The sequence below is a fragment of the Chryseobacterium joostei genome, from assembly GCF_003815775.1.
Lineage (GTDB): Bacteria > Bacteroidota > Bacteroidia > Flavobacteriales > Weeksellaceae > Chryseobacterium > Chryseobacterium joostei.
This window is the reverse complement of record NZ_CP033926.1, coordinates 1,537,889-1,558,760: the sequence shown is the minus strand read 5'-3', so window position 1 is coordinate 1,558,760 and position 20,872 is coordinate 1,537,889. Positions and strand designations below refer to the sequence as shown.

Genomic DNA, 20,872 nt, shown 5'->3' with positions numbered 1-20,872 from the left:
GAAAATTCAAAAAATATAATTACATTTGTATCAGAATCTTAAAAAGTATACAAAATGCAACTTTCAGAAGCAAAAGAAAAATACATTCAAACCTGGGGAACCTTTGCTACCAATTGGGGGATCAATCGTACCATGGCACAGGTGCATGCTTTGCTTTTGGCAAGTGGTAAAGCACTATCTACTGATGAGGTAATGGAACAGCTTGAAATTTCAAGAGGAAATGCTAATATGAATCTTCGTGCCTTGATAGATTGGGGGATTGTAAGAAAAGAATTTATAAAAGGAGATAGAAAGGAGTACTTCGTCGCTGAAAAAGACGTTTGGTATCTTTTTAAGCAAATTACCAAGGAACGTAGAAAGAGAGAGATTGAACCGGTAATTTCCTTTCTGGAAGAATTAAGAAATATTGATGATGACGAATCAGAGGAAGCCAAGGAGTTTATCAAATTGATGAATGACTTCAGCTCTGTAACCGGAAAGATCAACAATATTATGGATTTGGCCATAAAGAGTGATGATCACTGGCTGGTAGGAAAGATTACCAACCTGTTGAAATAGATGAGAAAGGATGAAAATCCTTTTTTATTTCAATTTAATTTTCAAAAATTACTGAAAGTTTTAAATTAATAATAATTATGAGAAATTTTATTATCCATTTATTTCTGATCCTTTACTTTAGAAATAGAAGAACCTAAAATAATCACCTATGAAAACACTCAAAAACCACACATTAATCTATGACAATGAATGTCCGATGTGTAACATATATTCCAAGGGATTTACAAAATCCGGAATGCTTGATGAAGATGGTAGGGAAGCTTTCACGGAAATATCATGCAGAAATAAAAGTCTAATAGATTTTAACAGGGCAAAAAATGAGATAGCCTTGGTAAATTATAGACAAAATAAAGTAACCTATGGTTTAGACAGTTTGCTTTTAATCATTGGAAATTCATTTCCATTGTTGGAAAAAATAGCCAGAATACAACCTCTATATTGGTTTTTCAAAAAAATGTATTCTTTTGTTTCTTATAATCGAAAACAGATCATTCCCTCAAAGAAAGATAATACACCACAATCTTGTGTACCGGATTTTAATTTAAAGTACAGACTGGGTTATATGGCATTTGTAGCAATTTTTTCAGCCTATATTTTAAGTATGTTTTCAGGAAAACTCGGGATGAATCTAACTCCGAATTTCTTCAGAGAATTTGGTGTATGTTTAGGACAGATCCTTTGGCAAACACTATTTTTAAAAGCTTATTTAAAGGAAAAAATTTGGGATTACCTTGGAAATATGATGACGGTTTCTTTAATAGGTACGCTGCTTTTAATTCCAGCCTTGATAACAAGCTTTTCTCCTGTTTTCTACCTTATTTACTTTGGAATAGTAGTATTCATTATGTTTCTGGAACATATAAGAAGATGTAAGATGTTACAACTGAACTATTTTCCAACCATTTCATGGGTTTTATTCAGAATAACAGCCCTAGTCATTATTATTTTAACAACCATTTAAATAGTAAAGTCATGAATCATATTGAACTCATAAAAGCAGTAGAATGGAAAGACCTTAAGAAACTTTCTTTGAAAGAAATGCTGATTGAAAATAATATCAGCCTGCCATGGCTTCTGATCTCATTACTTTTAGCATACAATGAATATTATTGGCTGGCATTGCCCTTTTCGGGATTTTATTTCCTGACAGCGCTCAGACAGGTTCATAATGGGTTTCATAACTCCTTGGGAACTGGAAAATTTCTAACCTGGCTGTCGTTGTATCTGAACAGTCTTACCATGATGGCATCCATTCATGCTGTGAAATTCAATCATATCAGACATCATAAATTTTGCCTTTCCGAAGAAGACTATGAAGGGAAATCAGCCTCAATGAAATGGTACGAAGCTATTCTTTATGGACCAAAGCATATGTTTCTGATTCACCATATTACCTTAAAAAAAGCAAATAAAACATACAGAAAAAATATGTTTTTGGAACTGACTTCAATAGCTATTATCATATTTCTGGTATTTTATTTTCAAATCCATTTTCTGATGTATCATGTTTTGGTAATGATTTTTGGAGAACTGTTAATGGCCTTTTTTGCAGTCTGGACCGTTCATCACGATACCCATGAAGATCACAATTTGGCAAGGACACAACGAGGATTCTGGAAAAATAAACTAACGTTCAGTATGTTTTATCACATGGAACATCATCTTTTTCCCGCAGTTCCCACCATCAAGCTTCCTGAGTTGGCCGAGAGAATAGACAGAAGACTTCCTGAATTAAATAAAAAGCAAACCTTTTGAGATATGTCAAGAATTTATTTAGAAACCTTAATCAATGCTGATATTCAATGTGTTTTTGATTGGGCAAGAAATATTGATCTGCACCAAGAATCAACTTCGCGAACCCATGAAAAAGCAATTGCAGGACGTACATCCGGTTGTATTGAAGAAAATGAAACCGTAACCTGGAAAGCCAAACATTTGGGTGTTTATCAAACCCTTACTACAAAAATTATAAGTATGGATAAACCCAGCCAGTTTACCGATGAAATGCAAAAAGGAGCTTTCAAATCCATGCGTCATCAACATATTTTTAAAATGCTTGAAGGAAAAACATTAATGATAGACATCTTTGAATTTGAATCTCCATTAGGAATTGTAGGAAAGCTTTTCAATAGAATTTTTCTTAAAAACTATCTTAGAAATTTTCTGTTGGAAAGAAACAGATTAATAAAAAATACGGCAGAATCTACCACTACAGTTATCAATAAAAAGATTGTGATTTAATCTAGTGTGATTTAATCTAGAGTCAAAATTCATCAAATTACTAAAAAAAACCAATTATGAACTTTTTAAAAGCCGAATGGCGAAAACTAGCGATCATCAATTACGAGATTAATCCAGCTTTATTATTAAAATATCTACCTGAGGGAACAGAACTGGATTTCTATAAAGAAAAATGCTACATAAGCCTAGTGGGATTCATGTTTTTAAATACAAAACTATTAGGCTTGCCAATTCCTTTTCATCGTAATTTTGAAGAAGTAAACCTTAGGTTTTATGTAAAGAAAAAAGAAAACGGAATCTGGAAAAGAGGTGTGGTTTTTATTAAGGAAATCGTTCCAAAGCCGGCCTTAAGTTTTGTTGCGAATTCTGTTTACAAGGAAAATTATCACACTATGCCTATGAAAAACTTGATTCATGAGAAAGAAGATGAATTATTGATTAAATATTCCTGGAGAGATAAAAGCTGGCATTCCATTCAGATTATGGCAGAAAATAAGGCAAAACCGATGGAAGCAGATTCAGAATTTGAATTTATCACAGAACATTATTTTGGCTTTACCAAAAAAGAAAACAGTACTTCCGAATATGAAGTATGCCACTCAAAATGGGATTGTTATGAGGTTAAAGATCATCATGTTGAAATTGATTTTCATAAGGTTTATGGAAAAGATTTTGAGTGTCTGAATCATCAGGAACCTGTTTCAGTAATGTTGGCTGAAGGTTCTGAAATAGCAGTGAAAACTAAGAAGTATATTATATGACAAGTTTTAAATAATTATTACATAGAAGTTTGCTTCCTATATCCTAAATTTAAAAAATTATAGAAATGAAAATAATTATAGCCGGAGGTACCGGATTCCTTGGTGAAAATCTTGAAAAACACTTTGCAGAAAAAGGAAGTCAAGTGTATATTCTTACCCGTAGACCTAAACGTGAAAATGAAATCCATTGGGATGCAAAAACTATAGGTGAATGGAAAAATATTCTTGAACAAGCAGATGTTCTGATTAACCTTACAGGAAAATCAGTGGATTGCCGCTATCATGAAAAGAATAAAAAAGAAATCTATACTTCAAGAATTGACAGTACCAAAGTGCTTCAGGAAGCTGTGAATCTTTGTACCGCTAAACCAAAAGTATGGTTGAATGCAAGTTCAGCAACCATCTACGTGCATTCAGAAAAACATTTGAATACAGAGGATGACGGTATTATTGGTGATGATTTCTCAATGAATATATGCAAAAGCTGGGAACAGGAGTTTTTTAAAATTAAAAATGAAAAAAACCGAAAAGTAGCACTTCGTACTTCCATCGTTTTAGGAAATAATGGCGGAGCTTTTCCGAAGCTACGAATGATCACGAAATTAGGATTGGGAGGTAAGCAGGGTAGAGGAAACCAAATGGTAAGCTGGATTCATATTGAAGATTTTTGCAGAGTGGTAGAATGGATCATTCAAAATGAAAATATGAACGGTGCAATCAATATAACGGCTCCTAACCCAATATCTAACGAAGAAATGATGGGAAAGCTTAGAAAACGGACAAACATTCCGTTTGGAATGAATGCTCCTGTCTGGCAGTTGGAATTGGCGTCAATATTTTTGAAAACAGAGACAGAACTATTACTCAAAAGTAGAAATGTTTATCCGGAAAACGTAATGAAAAGCGGATTTCAGTTTTTGTACCCAACCTTTGAAGAAGTGGTTGCTGAACTCCTGAAAAACTAGCCAGGTTTTCCTTTAGACCACAAAATTATTATACCAATATATCACAAAAGGCTGCTTTTAAAGCAGCCTTTTGTATTTGTAATAGTTAAATATGTAATTAAAGTCTCTAATATTTCCTTGCCAGTAAAAGATTCAATAAGAAAGCCCCTGTCCAGTTACTGTTATTGGTTCCGTTAGCCCCAATAAAATCTACACGGGCAACAGACACCGTAAGCCTGGTCTTTCCAGCCGTACCATTGTTGGCCAAACTTACAAAGGATGCCGTAAATACATCAGGGAAACTGGAATTATTTCCCGCAGTAAGAATAGGGTACATATTAGTCACATTGAAGGGCGCCCCCTGGTACTCATAAACAATAGTCATTCTACTTGTATTAGAGTAAGCAGCCGTATGGGCATTGGTTACCGAGGCTTTACTGATAACCCACCATACATCGGTTCCTGTTCCTGTATCATAAGTAGTAATAGCATGGTTTGACCAGTCATTAACTCCAGGTGATCCGTTTCCATGAGGCGGAATGGAAACCTGTGCCCCATAAATTTCCACGTTACTAGGCTTAGGAAGAACCGTAAAGGATAGATCCCAGGTTCCACCCGTCGTATTACTGTTATTTACTACTTCAGCATAAGCCCCTGTTGGAATTACAAACGAAGCAACCGGAGTATTGTCAATCCTTAATGTATTACCACTTGATGCCTGAAGCGTAATACCAAATGTTGATATGTTTTTTATTTTATAAATTCTTCCGGTATAACTGCTAGTCCCGGTTCCTATAACGGGAAGAGTAAACGTAGCATTATTGGTTCCATTATAAGTTATATAATGATCAGTAGGCAGGATGGTATAGTTTGTGGCTGTAATCTGGCTATAGCCTGCTCCTAGTGAACCGTTTATTGCTAAAGTGCTATTGGGAGATGTTGTATTAATACCTACTTGTGCATTTATAAAAAAACTTACAAGTAAAAGAACCAAGATGTATTTTTTCATTTCATTTTTATTTTTAATTGGGTTTGAACAAAATTATAAAAAAACAGTCTAAAAATACACTATTTAGTGAATTTTAATAATATTTTAATTTTAATCTCTGATTGGTGATGTTTTTTATAGTGTTTAAAATCTGTTTGTTAAAAAAATATTTATCGTCTAATTTCAATAGAAAATATCAATAAAATGGGAGTTAATTGCTCCTGATAATTAATTTATTTCACATTACTTTATGTATATTTTTATATACAATTAGATCCATATTTTAACTTCATGAGTAGAAGTATTTGTATTGAGGTAGTTGTATTACATAGCCTACAAAAAAATATTGGTACGATATATGCACATTTTCTATAAACCAGAATGGATTTAATTAATCATAAATTGATTAAAGCATTCAAAAATATAGACATCATGAAAAAGTTATTTATTTCAACCCTGTTATTATTAGGTTTAACAATGAATGTTTCTGCCCAAAAACGTCCGCCAGTACCTCCGCATCCTTCAAAAAGCGAGATGGTAAATATTAAAATGCAGGAGCTTACAAAAAAATACAATATTGAGAAAAAATTGATTCTTAATCATCCGCTTGCCACCAAACAGATGAAGAGAGATCAGATGAAAGCCTTAAATCAAAGATATGCCACTGAAAAGCGATTGCTTAGACAGGCTAAATAATACAGATTTTTTGCAGTTTTTAAAATTGGAAAAGGCTGTTTTTATAATTTGAATTTTGAGAAATTTTCAATATAAAATAATATTTATTGATAGAGAATGCGTTTTGTGTTCTCTTTTTTTGTTTAAAATTTAATAAAAACAACTTTGTTTATGCATTTTAAGATCAATTTATAGAAACATTAAACATCCAATATTTTTCCTTAAATTCGCATAAAAATTTTTAAAGTAATGAATTACGATATTATTGTCATTGGAAGTGGTCCTGGTGGATATGTTACTGCAATCAGAGCAGCACAATTAGGTTTCAAAACCGCAATTATCGAGAAAGAAAACTTAGGTGGAATTTGTCTTAACTGGGGATGCATCCCTACTAAGGCTTTGTTGAAATCTGCTCAGGTTTTTCATTATATCAACCATGCTGAAGATTATGGATTAAATAAAGTGGAAGCTAGCTTTGAATTCCCAAATGTAATTCAGAGAAGCCGTGGTGTTGCCAGCAAAATGAGCAAAGGAATTGAGTTCTTGATGAAAAAGAACAAGATTGACGTAATTCTTGGTACTGCAAAAGTACAGAAAGGTAAAAAAGTTTCTGTTACAGATAAAGACGGTAAAGTAGTAGAATATACTGCAAGCAATATCATTATTGCAACAGGTGCACGCTCAAGAGAATTACCAAACTTGCCACAGGATGGTAAAAAAGTAATCGGATACAGACAGGCATTATCTCTTCCTGAACAACCAAAATCTATGATCGTTGTAGGTTCTGGAGCTATCGGAGTAGAATTTGCTGATTTCTATAATACAATGGGAACAAAGGTGACTGTTGTAGAATTTATGCCAAACATCGTTCCTGTAGAAGATGAGGAGATCTCTAAGCACTTAGAGAAGTCTCTGAAAAAATCAGGAATTGAGATCATGACAAATGCTTCAGTAGAAAGCGTGGATACTACAGGAGAAGGAGTAAAAGCTAACGTTAAAACTGCTAACGGAAATATTACTCTTGAAGCTGATGTATTGTTATCTGCTGTAGGTATTGCTGCAAACATCGAAAACATTGGTTTAGAAGAAGTAGGTATCCAAACAGATAAAGGTAGAGTTTTAGTAAACGAATGGTACGAAACTTCAGTACCTGGTTACTATGCAATCGGAGATATTATCCCAACTCAGGCATTGGCTCACGTTGCTTCTGCAGAAGGAATCACTTGTGTTGAGAAAATTAAAGGAATGCATGTTGAGAAAATCGACTATGGCAATATCCCTGGATGCACATACTGTCACCCTGAAGTAGCTTCTGTAGGTCTTACAGAAAAGCAGGCTAAAGAAAAAGGATACGAAATCAAAGTTGGTAAATTCCCTCTTTCTGCAAGTGGTAAAGCTACTGCCAACGGAAATACGGATGGGTTTATCAAAGTAATTTTTGATGCTAAATATGGCGAGTGGTTAGGATGCCACATGATTGGTGAAGGAGTAACTGATATGGTTGCAGAAGCTGTAGTAGCAAGAAAACTGGAAACTACAGGTCACGAAATCATCAAATCAATCCACCCACACCCAACAGTTTCTGAAGCAATTATGGAAGCAGCAGCAGCAGCTTACGGTGAAGTAATTCACATCTAATCTGAAATTATACAGAAATTTATATAACAAAAGCTCAGATTTTTCTGAGCTTTTTTAATTGATTTTCATGAAAAAAATTACATTTTTATTTTCTTTACTCTGCTTTGTATTTGTGTTTTCTCAGAAGCAGTTTCAGTATAAAGAAAATCATTTTCCTGTAAAATATGTATTGAAAAACTCTACAGATACAATTAAAACAAGAGTTCAGAATATTGGGATTTTTACTAATAAAAAATTTTCAGCAGCCACTTATATCAAACAAGTGAATATGTTGGATTCTTTGGGAAACAAGAATGTGATAAGTGAATTTGATATTGATTATATGGAAGTTACAGATCCTCAGAATGTCATAAGAAAATTTACTTCTTCAACATCACTTCATCTTGCTAAAAATGATTTTGGTCTTATAGAAATAATATATCACGGTAAAATAAGCTGGTACAGAGATTACTTTTACGTTGGGCTGGTTGGCTACAAAATGAATAAAGTAGATTTTCTAATTGATAAGAAAGATGGAAAACTCACCAATGAATCCGGCTTTTTTAATCCTAGTATTAAAAATAATCTTAAAGAAAAACTGAAAGATTACCCTGAACTTTTGGCATTAATTGATAAATCAAAAAAAGATGAAGATCTTATCAAAGTTTTGGAATTATATAATAATAAATAATATACCTACTTGAAAGGTACATAAGTATAGATTCTACTTACACAATCACAGATTTTATCTGTGGTTTTTTTGTGAAAAATAACTAATTTCGGTAAAAATTTAACATGAGAAATAAATCTATCATAGCCCTTTTTATGCTGGCGGGAATATTTTCCCAGGCACAAAATAAAAATGAATTCGTAACTTCCAACGAAAATCTAATCGCGGAAAATATATTGCCTATTCCAAAGTCTTTGGGGCAGGCCATTAAAAAATATTCAGAAGGAAGAAATGCAAGCCTTGCAGATATTCATCCTAATGGTAAAGAGATTCTTGCAGTTACCCGTTTTGGTTCTACAAATCAATTGCATAAAATAATCACACCAATGGGTGCAAGAAAGCAAATTACATTCTTTGAAGAACCAGTGAATACCGCTTCCTATGAACCTACAAAAGGAGAATATCTTGTGTATTCGAAGGATACAGGCGGGAATGAATTTGGACAGCTTTACAGCCTGAATTTGAAAACGATGGAGTCTAAGCTTCTTACCGATGGCGGGAGGTCTCAAAACGGCGGAGTTACCTGGAAAAAAGATGGTTCCGGTTTTTATTTTACTTCCACAAAAAGAAATGGAGGAGATCGTGATATTTATTATATGAACCCTTTAAAACCGGAAGAAACACAATCTGTTTTGGAACTGAAAGGCGGTGGATGGGGAATCAATGATATTTCTGATGACAATAAAAAATTATTGATCACAGAATATGTTTCTGCTAATGATTCCTATCTATATATCTATGATTTAGATACGAAAAAGCTAGAACCTATTACAGACCGAAAAGAAAAAGGAATTGTTCAGCTTAATGCTTCCTTCGGAAAAAATCCAGATGAAATTTACTATGTTACGGACCGTGACAATGAATTCAGCCGATTGGCTATATTTAATTTAAAGACTAAAAAAAATAATTACCTAACGACTTCTATTCCTTGGAATGTTGAAAGTTATGATTTATCTAAGGATAAGTCTAAGCTTACCTTTATTACCAATGAAAGCGGGATCAATAAACTGTATATTTTAGATACAAATACACAGAAATATGCAGCTGTAAGTAAAATTCCTGTAGGACTTATCGGAGGAGGTAAGTTTTCCGGAGATGGGAAAAATATTTATTTTTCACAGTCTACAGCCAATTCCGGTTCAGATATCTATAAGTTGGATATTGCTTCTCAGAATATTGAAAGATGGACGGACAGTGAACTTGGTGAAATGCAGCCCGCAGATATGGCTATTCCAAAATTGATCGACTGGAAAAGCTTTGACGGAATGAAAATTACAGGCTTTTATTATCCTGCATCGGCTAAGTTCACGGGAAAAAGACCGGTTTTAATCTCCATTCATGGCGGTCCGGAGGGGCAATCCATGGCGAGTTCTTTGGGAGGATCCAATTATTTCTCCAATGAGATGGGAATTGCGCTGATCTATCCTAACGTAAGAGGGTCTTCAGGGTTTGGAAAAACTTATATCGCGGCAGATAACGGATATCTGAGAATGAATTCTGTGAAAGATATCGGAGCCTTATTAGATTGGATTGCTCAGCAACCGGAACTGGATAAGGATAGAATTATGATTACAGGTGGAAGCTACGGCGGATTTATGACACTGGCTACAGCATATGAGTATGCGGATAGAATTAGATGTTCAATGGATGTAGTAGGAATATCTGACTTTAATACGTTCCTTAAAAATACAGAAGAGTACAGACGTGATCTAAGAAGAGTAGAATATGGTGATGAAAGAATCCCTAAAATGGCCGAATTCTTTACTAAAATCGCTCCTCTCAATAATATTGACAAGATTAAAAAGCCAATGTTTATTGTACAGGGAACCAATGATCCAAGAGTTCCCGTTTCAGAAGCTATTCAAATGCGTGATAAACTAAAAGGACAAGGAAAAACAGTATGGTACCTTGAGGCTAAAAATGAAGGACATGGGTTCAGGAAAAAAGAAAATGTAGATTTCCAGCGTCTGGCAATGATCAGATTTATGCAGGAATATCTTTTGAAATAAGATGTCAAGCTAAAATTATCAGTCTAAAATCTTTTTACGCTCATGAATATTTCATTGAATATTTATGAGCGTATTTTTTTATTATAGATGCCCGTTTTGTATCAAAATACCAGCGTATTTTATGATCAGTTAAGTTAAGTAAATTTTAAAAACAGTTATTTTCATTCATTTTTAAAAACAAGTTTTTGTTAAAATAACTTTAAAATCAGCATATTTATAAAAATTAACCTCATTATATCAAGCCGTTTTCATACATTTATTCTATGAATTTTGAGAAAGTAGGACTAGTTTTGTCAGGCGGCGGTACCAAGGGCATCGCTCATGCAGGGGTATTAAAATTCTTAAAGGAAAAGAATATAGAAGTAGATACTCTTTCATGCTGTAGCGCGGGCTCTATTGTTGGTTGCCTTCATGCTATCGGAAAAACTCCGGATGAAATTCTGGAATTTTTCAATTCTGTATATTTTTTCAACTGGAAGCATTTTGCTTTTAACCAGCCGGGATTGGTGTCATCAGTTATTTTCAGGAACTATTTAAGACCTATTTTTCATGATATGAAATTGGGTGATTTGGATATTGAAGTGAAGATTGTAGCCACAGAACTGGTGGGTGGAACCCAGAAGATTTTTGATAGAGATTTTGAAGTCGTGGATGCCATTATTGCTTCATGTTCTATCCCCGGAATTACAACCCCTTACATTATTGGAGAGGAAATGTATTGTGACGGAGGTGTTCTGAATAATTTTCCTGCAGATATCATAAGGGATGAATGTGATAAACTTATTGGTGTATTTGTGTCACCGCCCAATGAAGCCAAGATCAAAGATCTGAATTCAATTAAGGCTATTGTCTCCCGTTCTTATGATCTTCTTTCTTATAGAATAGAAAAAGTAAAGTTCGATTACTGTGACTGGTTCATATCTTCCCAAAAGTTGGCAACCTACGGGACATTTGAACGCGGAAAGGACCGTCTTGAACAGATTTTTAATATCGGATATGAAGCTGCAAAAGAAAGTTATGATGGCAGTCGTTTTCTGATAGGATTAAGTCAATCCGGTGCATAATAAAAAGATGCCGGAAAAGGAGCTTCTCTTCCAGCATCTGTTCAAACTAATCTGAAATTAATTTTTTACTACCTGTCCGTCCTGGCGTACAATTTCCTGATCATTTGTATCGTAAACAACTAGGGTGTAAGGTGCTTTCTTGGCTGAATCAGTAAGGTAATTTCTCCAAATCTGGTAGCTATGGCCATCATTATTGAAGTTGATATAATAATTTCCTCCCGTTCCATCAGGAATCAGTTCACCATCACTGATAATCATGCTTGGTTTGGCCGTAATTTTTGCATTGGCATTCCAGGATTGATAAAGATATTTACCGTTAGGCTGCTTATCAATTCTGATCTTAAACTTTTTGGTTTTAATGATTACCGTCTTAGGTATTTTTTGAAAAGTTGAATGAAGAGAAACACTGGTGGTTTTTAAGTCATTCGGGATTTCCTTTGCATAGGCAAAAGAAAACTGAGCTAATGAAAAAGCTCCTAATAATAAATACTTAATCATATTATAATGGTTATTGGTTAACATTTCAAACACCATCAAATATGACGCCATTTTTTAGGATTATTATGATGAGATAGGTGCTGAAAATATTTTCAAATCTTTTGATTTTCCACCATTCCCGAGAAATAGGATGTTTCAAATTTCAAATACTTAGCTGTACTTTACCTCCATAATGATTGTCACTTAAATAATTTTAAGTGTTAAAAGAAAATTTGGAACTTTTTAAAGCTGTTGAATTTTTAATTGGAAACAGCAGTATAGCTGGCAAATGCCTCTTCCAGGCTGTTGAATTTCCCCTTGAACTCATCAATAGGGCAGTCCTGAAGAATATTTCCCTTATGAATAAGAATTACCCTTGAGCAAAGCGCTTCCACTTCCTGCATAATGTGGGTGGAAAGCAGAACTGTCTTTTGCTGGCCAATCTCTTTTACCACATTTCTGATTTCCAGAATCTGATTAGGATCCAAACCGTTGGTAGGTTCATCAAGAATCAACAGATCCGGCTGATGGATAATGGCTTGCGCCAATCCGACACGTTGTTTGTATCCTTTGGAAAGTTGTCCGATTTTTTTTGATTTTTCAGGAGTAATTCCTACCAGTTCAATCACTTCATCTACTCTGGCTTCAGAGATTTTATGGATGTTGGCTACAAACTGAAGATATTCCTTTACATACATTTCCAGATAAAGCGGATTGTTTTCAGGAAGAAAACCTATTTTTTGCTTACTCTGGATTTCATTTTCAGAAATATTTAAACCATTAAAAATAATCTCTCCCTGATCAATTTTCAGTGCGCCTACAATGGATTTCATCAATGTCGACTTTCCGGCACCGTTGGGACCAAGAAGACCAATGATCTCATTTTTTTCAATAGAAATATTGATGTTGTCTAGGGCAGTCTGTTCACCAAATTTTTTGGTTAAATTGATTATCTGAAGCGGCATAATTTTTAATGTCTTTCTGCAAAAATAAAATAAAAAACTCATTCGATGGAATGAGTTTCGCAATATTTTTAAATAATAGTTATTTTCTTGCTTTTTTCTTGGCTCCACCAGACGCAGGGGTAGCAGTAGAAGCTGTATTAGTGCTTTTTGTAGCTGTACCTTGGTTAATGGTAGCGGGCTTGTCATACATAGAATACTTACCGTTGGTTCTTCCGAAAATTTTGTCAACCTGTTTTTGTGTTAGAAACTGTGATTTTCCAACGTATTTACGGTTTTTGTTAATGTATTGGATGAATTGTACGGTTGGCTTACCATAGTTCTTTTCATAATGAAGCTCAATAATGTCATTAGGAAGCTCAAGTACTATATTTTCCTCGGGAGCAGATATAAAGCCGTCCAGAATGAGTTTATATAGTCCTGCGACGTCCCCATTCAGGTTTTGAAATGAAAAAGATCTGATCGTATTCAGGTTGCTGGTGTTCAGGTCCTGGTAGTTGACAGTAAACTTGTCTTCTTTTTTATATAAACCAACAGAGTTGTCTTTGCCTATTTCCACCAAACTTTCATTTTTCAACACTTTAATCTGAGAGAAAACTGAAATACTGAACATGCATGTAATAAGTAGAATTATTTTTCTCATAAGATGAATTTTAATGTTTTATAAATTGGTGCACATAAATTTACTAATAAAAATGCTAAAAAGCAATTTTATTCATTTACGCAAAAGTAATACTTTTTTTTAATATCTGTAAGGTGTTAAAGATTGGTTAAATAATAAGTTTAAGAAATGTAATGTATTGTTATACAGTGTTTTAATTTAGGATGGGTAAAGATGTTTCCACTCGGATGTAGGGGGAGTGTTTCAATATAATGTATTGAAAAACAGTTTGAAAAAAGATTTTTAAAGTGTGAAATAAAAAAATATTTAGAGCAATAGAAAACCAATGAGCTTAAATGAAAAAATGTAAAATAACCATTAGTAAATGATTATAAATTATTAAAGGTTAATTATAATAATTTATTTTTTGAAACAAAGGATGTAAAAGTATCAAATTCTTGTTTATAACTTCTACCAATCGGAATCTTATGGTCTCCCAGATGAACTTCATTATTATTGTAAGCAGAAACAAATCTTGCATTAATAATAAAGGATCTATGAATCCTAACAAATCCCTTTGATACAAGAGCAAATTCAAGATCTGTTATTTTACTCTTTGAGATAAAACTCACATTGGAAGCCATTGTTACCTTAATGTCATTTCCCTGACTTTCTATATAAACAATTTCTGAAAGTGTAAGTTTCTGATGCATTCCCTCTGTTTTTAGAATGATAAAATCATCTTTGGGATCAGAATTTCTTAGTACGCGTTCCACAGACTTGAAAAATCGTTCAAAGGTAATAGGTTTCAAAAGGTAATCTACAGCCTCCAGTTCAAAGCCTTCAATGGCAAAATCACGATAAGCTGTTGTGAAAATGGTCTTTGGTTTCTGAGAAAGTGATCTCAAAAAATCAATACCGTTTAAGTGAGGCATATGAATATCAAGGAACATCAGATCTACTTTCTGGTTCTGAAGTAATTTATAGGCTTCCATGGCATTTTCAGCTTTTCCGACCAGTTTAAAATGGTCAATTTTGGAAATATGGTTTTCCAGTAATGTTGCTGCCAGAGGTTCATCATCTACAATGATACAGTTAATCATAGTGTGCAGGAGTGATTATTTCAACGTTAAAAATATTGTTTTCCTGAGAAATATTAAAGAAAAAATGCTCTTGGTAGTGATACTGCAGCTGTTTTCTTACGTTTTGCAATCCAATTCCTTTTTCATTGTTGTCATTACTTTCAAAGGTATTTTCAATTTTAAAAATGGACTGCTTGTTATTGGTTTCTGCTGTTATCTTTATTTCTGTTGGTTCTGAACTTTTTCCTGCGCCATGCTTAAAGGCATTTTCTACGAGGGTAAGATAGAGAAGTGGTGGAACAGAACTGGAGGATTTTATATTGACATGTTTTGTTATTTTTAGCCTTTTATCAGGATACCGAAGACTTTCCAGAGCAATATAATGGTCAATAATAGTAAGCTCATCAGCAATAGGCACCCATTTTTTCTGTCCTTTGTATAAAATGTAATCCAAGATATCCGAAAGCTGGCTGATAGATTGAGAAGTCTTTTCAGAATGAGTAATTGAAAGTGAATAAATATTATTTAATGTATTGAACAAAAAATGAGGATTAAGCTGGGATTTAAGAGACTTTAGCTCCAGTTCGGCCTTTTCCTTTTGTAGCTTCATGGTATTTTCCTTTTCATCTTTATATCGTATGAAAAACATGATCGAAATAAAGATAAAAGCTCCACTGATAATCGGGAATGTATAATGCAGTAAAAGATACCTAATGTCTGTAAAAATACTCATAAGGCTGTCTTTGGTTTCATTGATGAAAAAAGGTTCTGCCATATAAACAATAAAAATCCTGTTGATCACCGAAATGGCATACAGACTTACCATAAGAGCAATTGAAAATTCAACATACTTTTTTCTGTCAAAAAAATGACTAATCAAGATATAGTAAATAAAATTGGCTCCCATAATCTGAAAAATCCAGTGGCAGAAATTGTAAATAACCAGCTCCTTAAGGATGCCATCGCTATATTCGCCATAGGATCTTGCAATTCCAAACAAAAATAGGGCAACCCAGAAGAATAGCTGGAAGTATAAAGTTTGTCTGAAATGTATTCCTATTCCGGTTTTCATCATCTTCAAAAATAGGAAAACTTAAAATAGAGTGTATGAATTTGAAGTAAACAACAATAAAATAATGACCAATAACAACGGTGAGCATGCAAACTGCATATTTTACCATTAAAATTGAATTGGCTGCTTTCTGTATCTCTACTGAAAAAATATAAATGAATCTAGTAATATTTGCAGTAAAAAATATGAGAACAGAACGACCTGAAAGGCTTTATGGATTGGATAATCTGAGAGCCCTAGCTATTTTACTGGTTTTATTATATCATTATCGTGCCTTTAAACATCCTGTTTGGGTTGAAACCGTTGGGAAGTTTGGCTGGACTGGTGTTGATCTGTTTTTTGTTTTAAGCGGTTTCCTTATTTCGAGTCAGCTGTTTAGAGAGATGGAAAGTAGAGGGACAATTAGCTTGAAAACATTTTATATTAAGCGTTTTTTTAGGATTATTCCCTCTTATCTTTTTACTGTTTTCCTTTATTTTACCATTCCTTTTTTCAGAGAAAGGGAAGCGCTGCCACCTTTATGGAAGTTTGTTACATTTACTCAAAATTATGGGTTGAATGTCATTGATCAGGGAACGTTTTCCCATGCGTGGTCTTTGTGTATTGAAGAACAGTTTTATCTTATACTTCCTTTACTGCTCTTGATTTTAATGCCCATAAAACTGTTTAAATATCTTGCTGTTTTAATTGTTTTTCTTATTGCCTTTTCGATGATGCTAAGGTGGGTGACCTGGAATGAAACTATTGCTGTCTTGGATGATAATTCTCTGGAATTCTGGTGTTTGTGGTACATGAAAATATATTATCCGACCCATGCAAGGCTGGATGGACTTGGAGTTGGTGTTCTGATTGGGTATTTAATACAATATTCTTCGCTTTTTAAAAATAGGGTTCATCGTCATGGGAATAGGCTCTTTCTTTTTGGGATGGTATTTCTGGGAATTTCCTTTTGGATTTGCAATGAACAGGCTTCAAAGAATGCTTCTGTATTTGGGTTCACGTTGGTGGCTATGAGCTACGGAATGATCGTTATGTCAGCTATTTCAGAATCTTCATTTCTTTCGCGGAAGAAACTTTATATTACCTCACAATTGGCAGCTTTGTCCTATGCTATTTACCTTTCGCATAAGGGGATTATTCATATTGTTCAGAATATTTTTGAACGTTTTGATATTCCGACTTCGGATGGTGTATGTTTGATTGTCTGTTTTCTAGCATGTATTGCAGGCGGCTTAGTGTATAGGTTTGTGATTGAAAAGCCCTTTACAGTGATTAAGTCAAAAGTATTGAAAGATCATTTTCTGTAATTTATTCAAAGATTTGTTTTTGGAAAACGCAAAGGCAATGACTTACTGTTTTTAAGACGCAAGAAAATCATTGATTTTCAGCAAGGATTATGGATGGTTTTTAGCTTAAATAAAATGATTAGAACCTAAAATATACAATGTTCAATTTTATCGGAGATAAAATCTTTGCGCCTTATCAAAGTCGTTTTTTTCAAAATCTTCGCGTCTTTGCATTTTTCCAACAATCCTAAAAATCTGTGAGAAAAAATGAGGTAATCACAAGATAATCTTGAATAGTTTCTTTTTGAAAGATTTGTTTTTGGATCAACGCAAAGGCGCAAGAAATTGTAATGGCTTACTGTTTTTAAGACGCAAGAAAATCATTGATTTTCAGCAAGGATTATGAATGGTTTTTAGCTTAAATAAAATGATTAGAAGCTAAAATATACAATGTTCAATTTTATCGGAGATAAAATCTTTGCGCCTTATCAAAGTCTTTTTTTCAAAATCTTCGCGTCTTTGCATTTTTCCAACAATCCTAAAAATCTGTGAGAAAAAATGAGGTAATCACAAGATAATCTTGAATAGTTTCTTTTTGAAAGATTTGTTTTTGGATCAACGCAAAGGCGCAAGAAATTATAATAGCTTACTGTTTTTAAGATGCAGGAAAATCATTGATTTTCAGCAGGGATTGTAGAAATGCAGGAAAATAAAAATATTTAAGATAAGGAAAAGGCAGCCCCGAAATGGGAACTGCCTTTTTATATTGTTGTTTCTGATCTATTTTGAAGTAATACCTTTCAGAACTGCATTTTTGATGGCAGCTTCCTTAAAACTCCAATGTTCACTGCTTTTCGGCATTTGATTTTCAAGAACAATCAAACTGGTATCTGTGGATGGGAAGTATACATTGAGGCATGTAAATCCGTCTCCAAGACCTGTCACAGCATAATAATCAAGACCTGCTTCTTTGATGAACCTGATGTTGTAGCCAAATCCCATGCTTTCTTTTCCAAAAACATTATGTTGAGAGGTTGTAGAAGGGGTAAGAATCAACTTTTGGAATTTTGGAGAAAGAAGTTTTCCTTTAAATAAGGCATCATCCCATTTTGCAAGATCCTGAACGGTGGATATAACTCCTGCAGCAGGGGCAATTTTATCATTTAAAAAGGAGTTTTCAACTTTCTTGAACTGATTATTCTCACTCATATAACCGGGAACAAGAGATTGCTTGTCTTTAGTATTATAAATAAATGTTTTCTCCATTTTCAGCTTTTTGAAAAGAGAACTTGCAAGTTTTGTAAAGCTTTTACCGGTGGTATTTTGAAGAATTTCACCTAAAAGCATGTAGGATAAGTTACCGTATTTGAATTGTGAGCCGGTTTTGAATGCAACGGGTTTATCAAGATCTACAATTCCGTGTGTGTGGTTCAGAAGATGGTGTATGGTTACGGAATCTGCCCAGGATTGGGTAATGGTAGGTAAATATTTTTTAATAGGTGTCTGAAGATCAACCTTTCCTTGTTCTGCTGCCTGTAAAATTAAAACAGCGGTAACTTGTTTTGAGTTCGACATGACTTCAAACTGATCATCAATTTTTAAAGCAATTTTCTTTTCAAAATCCTTATAACCATTGGCTTTCAGGTATTTTGTTTTTCCATTTTGAGAAACGAAAACAACACCATTAAATTTCAATGGAGTAGAAGCGGTTATTATGCTGTCTATTTTATGGGAATATTGATTATTCTTTTGTGCTTTTGTATTGATGGATAATAGTGTAGAAATAGTTAATGCGAAAAATAATTTTGTCTTCATCATGAGGTTATTTTTTGTTGTAATAATCATAGGTTGCCTTGGAGATATCTGCAATGATGGCTTCTGCATTTTCAAACTTTTCATAGGTGTCGTGTACAAAAACGGCAATGTATATTCTTTTTTTATCTGAAAGTTCAATGATCCCGAAATCATTTATAGCCCCGGTCATTCCAGATTCGTTGGTAAAAGACGTTCCTGTGCGATGGGCTATCTTAACACCTTTGGGAAGATGGGCCTTGAGTCTTTTGGCACCTGATGCATTATTAAGCATGGCGGTGTACAGCCACTTTGTGTGTTCCTTGTTCAGAAGTTTTCCATTGTAGAATTTTTCAAGTAATCTGTTGGCTTCGTTGGGTGTTATTGTATTGATAAATTGAGAATCCCAATCCTTGTGCATGTCTTCTTCATTATTTTTAATGACGAAATTTTTACTGTTAATGAATTTTTGAACAGGTTCAGGACCACCTATTAATCGTAGAAGGATATCCGTTAGATTATTATCACTGTAGGAAACCATCCATTTCATTGTTTCCTCTAAGGTCAGTTCAATATTACCTTCAGGATGTTCTTTTTGAAATGGGCTCCATGTGTTTTCCAAAAGTTCTTCTTTTTTGATGTAAATCTTTTGTTGTAGAGAAAGTTCACCTTTTTCTACCTTATGAAGAATGGCTAAGGCAATGTGGAACTTTACAGTACTCAGCATGGGATAAAACTTATTTCCATTAATCTGTACGACCTCTTTTTTGGGAATCTCCATAATGGATACTCCTACATCTGCCTTCTTATTGACAATGATGGACTCAATGATCTTTTTTAGTTCCGGATTAGTATGGGTTTGTGAAAAAAGGGGTAGACTTAAAAGTAGGATAAACAGGGTGAAAATAATTTTTCTTGGCTTCATTTTGTGCATGGCTATTTACAGTGGCTTTTGATTTCAAATATATGTATTTCCTGTTCTTCTTTTAATGGTTTTTTATTAATAAATTTTGTAAATAGATTCAGGTTATTTTTAATGATAAGTTGATTGTCATATTTATAAATCTATTAAACCAATGTTTGATACCAGTTTCAGAAGTATTAATTGTGAAAATAATAAATATTAATACGAAAAGTACTTATTGAGCGTTATACATATAGTTGTGGCTATAAGTTTTTCTAGCTGTAAATTCAATAGATATTGAGAAAAAGAGATTTCTATTGATAATCAAGATTGTATAAAATGACATCATTTCAAATAAATGGTGTCATTTGTTTTTTTACGATAACCTATAACCACGAATGTTTTATAAATTTAATTACTTTATGAATAATCTTTTTTATAAATTGATCAAACCTTCTTGAGGATCGTTTACTATTTTCATTAGGCATAATTTTATGATCATATTCTATGAGAAATAGACCGTTATCAGTTGTTTTTTGGTTGAATTCATTCTACCTTTCTTTTTTATATTTTCGATTGTTTTGGCTTTCGGATGGAAAGGAAACGGAGGAACTTCTGACGTACAAATACATGTTGTATTCGGTTTTTCTGGTATATCCTTTATTTATTTTTGCTTCCTTTATTTTTTCTAAGGAATTTAAAGCAAACATTCTGCTGAAAGGACTTATTTGTCTTTTGATTCTTTCAGGGCCCGTTCTCTATTTTTATACTTTCGATCTTTTTGAACAAAAAGAACTTTTTTACGGATATGTGATCACATTAGTTCAGTGCCTGATTCAGTCATTCAGGGTAAAGGACGGGGAAATGATTGCACGAATTGCCAGTGTTTTTGCTGTAAAGCTGTTGCTATGGTTTGTAGTATTACTGTTGTCCATGCTTTCGCTTACATTTTATTCAGACAGGGATATCCTGATGAATATGCTGTTTGGTGGCTTCTATTATTTCTGTGTTGGAATTCTTGATATTTTGATTGTCCGATACAGGTTTCTCACTGAAAAATAACCAAATTTAAATAAAAAGACACCATTTCAATACAAATGGTGTCTTACT

General features: G+C 33.6%; 21 protein-coding genes. 13 read left to right on the top strand and 8 right to left on the bottom strand.

Annotated features, from left to right (window positions below):
- Window positions 1–54: 54 nt before the first annotated feature.
- The 6 genes from EG359_RS07180 (at window position 55) to EG359_RS07155 (ending at window position 4,525) form a co-directional block, all read left to right on the top strand.
- Window positions 55–558 (top strand): GbsR/MarR family transcriptional regulator, encoded by a 504-nt coding sequence (locus EG359_RS07180; protein WP_076352193.1) that lies wholly within the window; start codon window positions 55–57, stop codon window positions 556–558.
- Window positions 559–706: 148 nt separating this feature from the next.
- On the top strand, window positions 707–1,519 hold the full coding sequence (locus tag EG359_RS07175; RefSeq protein ID WP_076352192.1) for a DCC1-like thiol-disulfide oxidoreductase family protein: 813 nt from the start codon (window positions 707–709) through the stop codon (window positions 1,517–1,519).
- Between the two features lie 11 nt (window positions 1,520–1,530).
- Window positions 1,531–2,313: a fatty acid desaturase gene (locus EG359_RS07170; RefSeq protein WP_076352191.1), complete on the top strand. Its 783-nt coding sequence runs from the start codon at window positions 1,531–1,533 to the stop codon at window positions 2,311–2,313.
- A 3-nt stretch (window positions 2,314–2,316) separates the two neighbouring features.
- On the top strand, window positions 2,317–2,799 hold the full coding sequence (locus tag EG359_RS07165; RefSeq protein ID WP_076352190.1) for an SRPBCC family protein: 483 nt from the start codon (window positions 2,317–2,319) through the stop codon (window positions 2,797–2,799).
- A 56-nt stretch (window positions 2,800–2,855) separates the two neighbouring features.
- Window positions 2,856–3,560 carry a YqjF family protein gene (locus EG359_RS07160; protein ID WP_076352189.1) on the top strand — a complete coding sequence of 235 codons (705 nt, stop codon included), beginning with the start codon at window positions 2,856–2,858 and terminating at the stop codon, window positions 3,558–3,560.
- A 65-nt stretch (window positions 3,561–3,625) separates the two neighbouring features.
- Complete coding sequence (locus EG359_RS07155; protein ID WP_076352188.1) at window positions 3,626–4,525, top strand: TIGR01777 family oxidoreductase; 900 nt, start codon at window positions 3,626–3,628, stop codon at window positions 4,523–4,525.
- A gap of 106 nt (window positions 4,526–4,631) precedes the next feature.
- Here EG359_RS07155 and EG359_RS07150 read toward each other — a convergent pair whose 3' ends face one another.
- Window positions 4,632–5,513 (bottom strand): hypothetical protein, encoded by an 882-nt coding sequence (locus EG359_RS07150; RefSeq protein WP_076352187.1) that lies wholly within the window; start codon window positions 5,511–5,513, stop codon window positions 4,632–4,634.
- A 411-nt stretch (window positions 5,514–5,924) separates the two neighbouring features.
- Here EG359_RS07150 and EG359_RS07145 point away from each other — a divergent pair, with 411 nt between their 5' ends.
- From EG359_RS07145 to EG359_RS07125, 5 genes are all read left to right on the top strand, one after another.
- Window positions 5,925–6,188 (top strand): hypothetical protein, encoded by a 264-nt coding sequence (locus tag EG359_RS07145; protein WP_076352738.1) that lies wholly within the window; start codon window positions 5,925–5,927, stop codon window positions 6,186–6,188.
- 228 nt (window positions 6,189–6,416) lie between these two features.
- Window positions 6,417–7,805: a dihydrolipoyl dehydrogenase gene (gene lpdA, locus EG359_RS07140; RefSeq protein ID WP_076352186.1), complete on the top strand. Its 1,389-nt coding sequence runs from the start codon at window positions 6,417–6,419 to the stop codon at window positions 7,803–7,805.
- A gap of 67 nt (window positions 7,806–7,872) precedes the next feature.
- Entirely contained in the window at window positions 7,873–8,475 is a 603-nt protein-coding gene (locus EG359_RS07135) for a hypothetical protein (protein WP_076352185.1), read from the top strand.
- A gap of 104 nt (window positions 8,476–8,579) precedes the next feature.
- The gene (locus EG359_RS07130) at window positions 8,580–10,523 is read left to right on the top strand and encodes a S9 family peptidase (protein ID WP_084180311.1); all 1,944 of its coding nucleotides are present in this window, start codon (window positions 8,580–8,582) and stop codon (window positions 10,521–10,523) included.
- 263 nt (window positions 10,524–10,786) lie between these two features.
- Window positions 10,787–11,587: a patatin-like phospholipase family protein gene (locus tag EG359_RS07125; protein WP_076352184.1), complete on the top strand. Its 801-nt coding sequence runs from the start codon at window positions 10,787–10,789 to the stop codon at window positions 11,585–11,587.
- Between the two features lie 57 nt (window positions 11,588–11,644).
- Here the strand turns inward: EG359_RS07125 and EG359_RS07120 are convergent, their stop codons facing one another.
- From EG359_RS07120 to EG359_RS07100, 5 genes are all read right to left on the bottom strand, one after another.
- On the bottom strand, window positions 11,645–12,085 hold the full coding sequence (locus EG359_RS07120) for a hypothetical protein (protein ID WP_123867299.1): 441 nt from the start codon (window positions 12,083–12,085) through the stop codon (window positions 11,645–11,647).
- Between the two features lie 239 nt (window positions 12,086–12,324).
- Entirely contained in the window at window positions 12,325–13,029 is a 705-nt protein-coding gene (locus EG359_RS07115) for an ABC transporter ATP-binding protein (RefSeq protein ID WP_076352182.1), read from the bottom strand.
- A 79-nt stretch (window positions 13,030–13,108) separates the two neighbouring features.
- A complete protein-coding gene (locus EG359_RS07110) occupies window positions 13,109–13,669 on the bottom strand; it encodes a hypothetical protein (RefSeq protein ID WP_076352181.1) in 561 nt (186 codons plus the stop codon).
- A gap of 368 nt (window positions 13,670–14,037) precedes the next feature.
- Complete coding sequence (locus EG359_RS07105; RefSeq protein WP_076352180.1) at window positions 14,038–14,730, bottom strand: LytR/AlgR family response regulator transcription factor; 693 nt, start codon at window positions 14,728–14,730, stop codon at window positions 14,038–14,040.
- Window positions 14,723–15,784, bottom strand: coding sequence for a sensor histidine kinase (locus tag EG359_RS07100; protein ID WP_076352179.1), 1,062 nt, complete (start codon window positions 15,782–15,784; stop codon window positions 14,723–14,725). Before EG359_RS07100 ends, EG359_RS07105 begins: the two co-directional genes overlap by 8 nt.
- Window positions 15,785–15,936: 152 nt before the next feature.
- On the opposite strand from EG359_RS07100, the gene EG359_RS07095 reads away from it, so the two are divergent.
- Window positions 15,937–17,088 (top strand): acyltransferase family protein, encoded by a 1,152-nt coding sequence (locus EG359_RS07095; protein WP_228434925.1) that lies wholly within the window; start codon window positions 15,937–15,939, stop codon window positions 17,086–17,088.
- A gap of 759 nt (window positions 17,089–17,847) precedes the next feature.
- On the opposite strand, the gene EG359_RS07090 is transcribed toward EG359_RS07095, so the two are convergent.
- Together EG359_RS07090 and bla are read right to left on the bottom strand one after the other, a co-directional pair.
- Window positions 17,848–18,885 (bottom strand): serine hydrolase domain-containing protein, encoded by a 1,038-nt coding sequence (locus EG359_RS07090; protein WP_164463049.1) that lies wholly within the window; start codon window positions 18,883–18,885, stop codon window positions 17,848–17,850.
- 4 nt (window positions 18,886–18,889) lie between these two features.
- Window positions 18,890–19,783, bottom strand: coding sequence for a class A beta-lactamase, subclass A2 (gene bla / locus EG359_RS07085; RefSeq protein WP_076352177.1), 894 nt, complete (start codon window positions 19,781–19,783; stop codon window positions 18,890–18,892).
- Between the two features lie 486 nt (window positions 19,784–20,269).
- On the opposite strand from bla, the gene EG359_RS07080 reads away from it, so the two are divergent.
- A complete protein-coding gene (locus EG359_RS07080; protein ID WP_076352176.1) occupies window positions 20,270–20,824 on the top strand; it encodes a hypothetical protein in 555 nt (184 codons plus the stop codon).
- Window positions 20,825–20,872 lie beyond the last annotated feature (48 nt).